Consider the following 5,239-nt stretch of genomic DNA (forward strand, 5'->3'; position numbering starts at 1 on the left):
CCCCCCCCCCCCCCCCCCCCCCCCCCCCCCCCCCCCCCCCCCCCCCCCGCCCCCGCCCCCCCCCCCCCCCCCCCCCCCCCCCCCCCCCCCCCCCCCCCCCCCCCCCCCCCCCCCCCCCCCCGCCCCCCCCCCCCCCCCCGCCCCCCCCCCCCACCGCCGCCTCTGTCAGGCGTTCGTCGACACGGACCGCTCGGGCGCCGCCGCCTCCCGCAGCCCGAACCGGTCGTGCACTGTGCGCAGCGGCTTCGGCGCCCACCAGGCGTGCCGGCCGAGCAGCGCCATGGTCGCCGGGACGAGCAGCATCCGTATGACGGTCGCGTCGATCAGCACCGCCAGGGTCAGGCCGAGGCCGATCTGCAGGATGGGGGAGAATCCGCCGGTCATGAAGGCGCCGAAGACGACCGCGAGGAGCAGGGCGGCGCAGGTGACGACCCGGCCTGAGCGGCGCAGGCCGGTCACGACGGCCTCCTGGTCGTCGCCGGTGCGGCGAGACGCCGTGGAGCCTGCCGGCAGGTCCGCGTGGCCGGGCCGCAGGGCGTGCGCCGACAGGCTCTCCCGCATCCGGGCGAGGATGAAGATCTCGTAGTCCATGGCGAGCCCGAACGCGATCGAGACGATCAGCGGCGGTGCGGTCAGGCTGAGCGCGCCCAGTCCCTCGCCGCCGAGCAGCCCGGCCCCGTGGCCGTCCTGGAAGACCCAGACCACCACGCCGAGCGCGGCACCCAGGCTGAGCAGCGTGGTCGCGATCGTGCGCAGCGGGATCAGCACCGAGCCGGTGAACGCGAACAGGAGCACGAAGATGCCGGCGAGGACGGTCAGGGCGGCCCAGGGTGCCCGCTCGGCGAGCATCGCGCGGAAGTCGACCAGCCGAGCCGCGACTCCGGTCACCTCGGCCGGTTCGTCGCCGCGCACGTCCCGCACCCGCTCGACCAGGTCGGTGGCGGCCCTGCCGTCCACACTGCCGGTCGGCTGCAGTTCTACGACCGTGTTGCCGCCCGGCAGTTCACGGGACGCGGAGTGCGGGACCAGGGCGCGGATCCGGTCGGCGGTCGCGGGGTCGGTGCCGGGCTTGAGGACGACGACCACGGGGGAGACCCCGGTGCCCTTCGGGAAGTGCGCGTCGACCGTGTCGTACAACTCGCGTGCCTCGGTGTCGGCGGGCAGCTGCTGGGCGTCCCCGATGGCGATCCTCATGCCCGTCACGGGCAGGGCGAGGACCAGCAGGGCCGGGACCACGGTGACCAGGACGGCGATCCGGCGGCGCTGCGCGAAGCGGGCGAGACGGGCGAAGAAGCGGCCCTCTTCGGCCTCCGACCGGGCTTTCGAGGGCCGGATCCGCCCGCCGAACCTGGTCAGCAGTGCGGGCAGCAGCGTGACCGCGGCCAGCATGTCGACCACCACGACGGCGGCCACGGCCAGGCCCATGCTGCGCAGGAACACGCTGGGGAAGACCAGGAGCCCGGTCAGGCTGACGGCGACGGTGAGTCCGGAGAACAGGACGGTGCGGCCGGCCGCGTCGACCGTGCGGTGCACGGCTTCGACGACGTCGTCGGTGTGCCGGCGTTCCTCGCGGAAGCGGACCAGCATCAACAGGGCGTAGTCGATGGCGAGTCCGAGACCGAGCATGGTGGTGACCTGGATCGCGTACACCGAGATGTCGGTGACCTGACTGAAGGCGAACAGCCCCAGGAAGGCCCCCGCGATCCCGCTCACCGCGATCACCAGCGGCAGCGCGGCGGCGCGCAGTCCGCCGAACACGACGAGCAGCAGGGCGAGTACGACCGGCAGGGAGATCAACTCGGCCTTCTTCACGTCCTCCTGGGCCCGTTCACCGAGCTGACGGCCGAGCAGTTCACCGCCGCTGACGTGGACGTCGGGCGCGTCGATCCGCTTGATCGTGTCGACGGCCGTGTCCGTCGCCTTCTCCTCGGCGTCGTCGCTGAGGCCGCCCTCGAAGGTGACGGGGATGACCAGGGCCTGTCCGTCGCGGGCGGTGAGACCGGGCGTGGTGTACGGGTCCGGTACGGCGGCCACCCCGGCGATCTCGCGGACCGCGGCGACGGTCCGCTCGACCTGTGCGCGCAGGGCGGCGTCGGAGACGGACTCGCCGGCCACGACCGCGGTGACGGACTCGCCGGTCGGGTCCACGCCGGAGAGATAGTCGTCGGCCATGTCGGACTCAGTGCCGGGCACGTCGGGCACGTCGTCGGAGAGGTCGGCGAAGACGCCCGTCCCCAGGCCGAAGCCGAGCAGGAGGAAGACGGCCCAGAGGCCGATGACGGTCAGCGGGCGGCGGGTCGCTGCCCGGGACAGTGTGGAGAGCACGGTCGCCTCCCGGCGGGTCGAGGAATGAAGCCGCCCTCAGAGTCCTGCCGCGGGCGTGCTCACCGGATCGCCGGGGCGAGTGGTTCCGGGAGCTCCGCCGTACGGGGGAGCGGGGGCGGTTCCTCACTCCTGAGAGGGAGGAATCTTCTGTACCGGTCGGGGAGTTGACCTCGGTGACACCATCGAGGAGGCCGCATGTCCGAGGTACCACCCCCCGCTGTCCGTGAACTCCGTCTCGTCGTCACGGCGGAGGACTACGACGAGGCGCTGCGCTTCTACCGGGACGTCCTCGGGCTGCCCGAACGGGCCGCGTTCTCCTCACCGGACGGGCGGGTCACCATCCTGGAGGCCGGGCGGGCGACGCTGGAGCTGACCGATCCGAACCACGCCGCGTTCATCGACGAGGTCGAGGTGGGCAAGCGGGTCGCGGGGCACATCCGGGTGGCGTTCGAGGTGGACGACTCGGCCGCCACGACAGCCAGGCTGGCAAAGGCCGGGGCGCAGGTGGTCGCCGAACCGACCCGCACCCCCTGGAACTCCCTCAACTCCCGTCTGGAGGCGCCCGGTTCGCTCCAGCTGACCCTGTTCACGGAACTGGACTAGGAGGCGCCCGGGGCCACAAGGCCGGTCTCGTACGCGCAGATCACCGCCTGTACCCGGTCCCTGAGCCCCAACTTGCTCAGCACGTTGCTGACATGGGTCTTCACCGTGTGCTCGCTCACGAACAGGGTCGTGGCGATCTCCGCGTTGGACAGGCCCCGCGCCAGCATCCGCAGGGTCTCCACCTCCCGGGCCGTCAGCACGTCCAGGCGGTCGGGGGTGGCCCCGGTGGCGGCCTCCTCGCGGCGGCGGCGCACGATGTCCGCGACCAGGCGGCGGGTGATCGTCGGGGCGAGCAGGGAGTCGCCGCCCGCGACCACGCGGACCGCGTGCACGAGGTCGTCCCGGCGCACGTCCTTGAGGAGGAAGCCGCTGGCGCCCGCGTAGAGCGCGTCGTACACGTACTCGTCGAGGTCGAACGTGGTCAGCATGACCACCTTGCAGCCCGACTGCGCGCACACCCGCCGGGCCGCCTCCAGGCCGTCCATCACGGGCATCCGGATGTCGAGGAGCAGTACGTCGGGCGTGTGCCGGCGGACCGCGTCGACCGCCTCGGCGCCGTTCCCGGCCTCGGCGACCACCTCGATGTCCTGCTGCGCCTCCAGGATCATGCTGAAGCCGCTGCGGACCAGTTCCTGGTCGTCGGCGACGACCACCCGGATGCTCACCCGAGCGCCGCCTGACGGTCCGCGCCGGCGGGCAGCCGTACGACGACCCGGAAGCCCCCCTGGGGGCCGGGCCCGGTCTCGGTGCTGCCCCCGCAGGCGGCCGCCCGCTCCCTGAGACCGATCAGCCCGTGCCCGCCGTCCGCGTGCCCGGGGCCTTCGCCGTCGTCGGTCACCGTGAGGGTCAACTCGTCCTCCGCCCAGTCGAGTTCCACCTGTGCGCAGGAAGCGTACGCGTGCTTCACGGTGTTGGTCAGGGCTTCCTGCACCGCGCGGTAGGCGGCGACCTCGGTGTCCGGGGGCAGTGGGCGGGGGCGGCCGCGGACACTCAACTCGACCCGCAGGCCGGCCGAGTGGGAGACCTGGCGGACCAGGTCCGGGAGACCGGCGAGGTCCGGCTGGGGCAGCCGGCGGGCGCCACTGCGTCGTTCCTCCTCCTTCAACACACCGAGAATTCGCCGCAGTTGGGCCATCGCGTCCCGCCCGCTGGCCGCGATGGCGTCGAAGGCGGCCTCGGCCCGCACCGGATCACTGCGCAGCACGACCGGTCCGGCCTCCGCCTGGACGACCATCAGGCTCACCGCGTGCGCCAGGATGTCGTGCATGTCCCGGGCGATCCGGGCCCGTTCCTGGGCGATGGCCTTCGCGGTCTCCGCGGCCCGCTCCCGCTCGAGGCGGCGGGCCCGGTCCTCGACGGCGGCGGTGTACGCGCGCTGCACCCGGGCCAGTACGCCGAGGCCGTAGGCGCAGATCATGCCGGTGAGGTGGAAGGCGTACTCGAAGGGCTCGGAGTGCTCCTTGTGCTGCATGGTCAGGACGGCCCCGAGCAGCCAGCTCGCCAGCATCGTGCGGCGCTGCCAGGGCAGGCCCCGGGCGGCGATGGTGTACAGGATGACCAGGCCGCCGTAGAGCACGTCGGGCGGCGGCGCGTGGTAGTAGGCCATCGCCGTGGTGGTCAGCGACACCGCGCAGGCGGTCGCGTAGGGGTAACGGCGCCGCCAGACCAGGGGGACGGCGGTGCCGGCCCCCAGCAACCAGCCCACCAGGCTCAGCGGGTCGTCCCCCTCGTCCGGGAACATCCACTGAAGGGACGCGGCGAACAGCACCAGCGCGGCGAGCGCGCTGTCGACGACGTAGGGGTTCGTCGTCCGCAGACGGGTGACGACGAGGGCGTACCAGGACCGGGCGGCGGGCATGAGCGGCTCCTCGGGGCCGGGGCCGTTCCAGTATCACGACGCCCGCACGGCGGGGACCTCTCCGGTGCGAGGGATATCCGGTGCCGGGGACGAGGCGCGTTCGTGGGCGGGCGGCCCAGGGCCCGGGGGATTCTTGGCGCTGCGGGCGCCGCCTCGTGGGGATCAGCGATCGGGGCGGTTCACGGCGGGGCGTACCAGGACCGGGCGGGCGGCGGACGTGAGCGGTGGCTCGGGCGCCGGGACCTCACCGGTGCGAGGGATATCCGGTGCCGGAGCGAGGCGCGTTCGTGGGCTGTCGGCCCGGGGCCCGGGGGATTCTTGGCGCTGCGGGCGCCGGCTTGTGGGGTTCGGTGATCCACGGCGGGGCGTACCAGGACCGGGCGGGCGGCGGACGTGAGCGGTGGCTCGGGCGCCGGGACCTCACCGGTGCGAGGGATATCCGGTGCCCGACCG

4 protein-coding genes are annotated in these 5,239 nt (G+C 73.6%); 1 reads left to right on the top strand and 3 read right to left on the bottom strand.

All coding sequences use genetic code 11. The features are described from left to right. Positions 1-165: 165 nt before the first annotated feature. A complete protein-coding gene (locus ACFYRX_RS20920; protein WP_389101674.1) occupies positions 166-2,325 on the bottom strand; it encodes an MMPL family transporter in 2,160 nt (719 codons plus the stop codon). A 195-nt stretch (positions 2,326-2,520) separates the two neighbouring features. Between ACFYRX_RS20920 and ACFYRX_RS20925 the strand changes: the two genes are divergently transcribed. Further along, positions 2,521-2,928, top strand: coding sequence for a VOC family protein (locus ACFYRX_RS20925; RefSeq protein ID WP_389101676.1), 408 nt, complete (start codon positions 2,521-2,523; stop codon positions 2,926-2,928). On the opposite strand, the gene ACFYRX_RS20930 is transcribed toward ACFYRX_RS20925, so the two are convergent. Beyond that, the gene (locus tag ACFYRX_RS20930) at positions 2,925-3,593 is read right to left on the bottom strand and encodes a response regulator (RefSeq protein WP_389101678.1); all 669 of its coding nucleotides are present in this window, start codon (positions 3,591-3,593) and stop codon (positions 2,925-2,927) included. The two genes, ACFYRX_RS20925 and ACFYRX_RS20930, sit on opposite strands and share 4 nt — an antisense overlap. Next, on the bottom strand, positions 3,590-4,786 hold the full coding sequence (locus ACFYRX_RS20935) for a sensor histidine kinase (protein ID WP_389101680.1): 1,197 nt from the start codon (positions 4,784-4,786) through the stop codon (positions 3,590-3,592). Before ACFYRX_RS20935 ends, ACFYRX_RS20930 begins: the two co-directional genes overlap by 4 nt. Positions 4,787-5,239 lie beyond the last annotated feature (453 nt).

Source organism: Streptomyces sp. NPDC005374 (genome assembly GCF_042872225.1).
Taxonomy (GTDB): Bacteria; Actinomycetota; Actinomycetes; order Streptomycetales; family Streptomycetaceae; genus Streptomyces.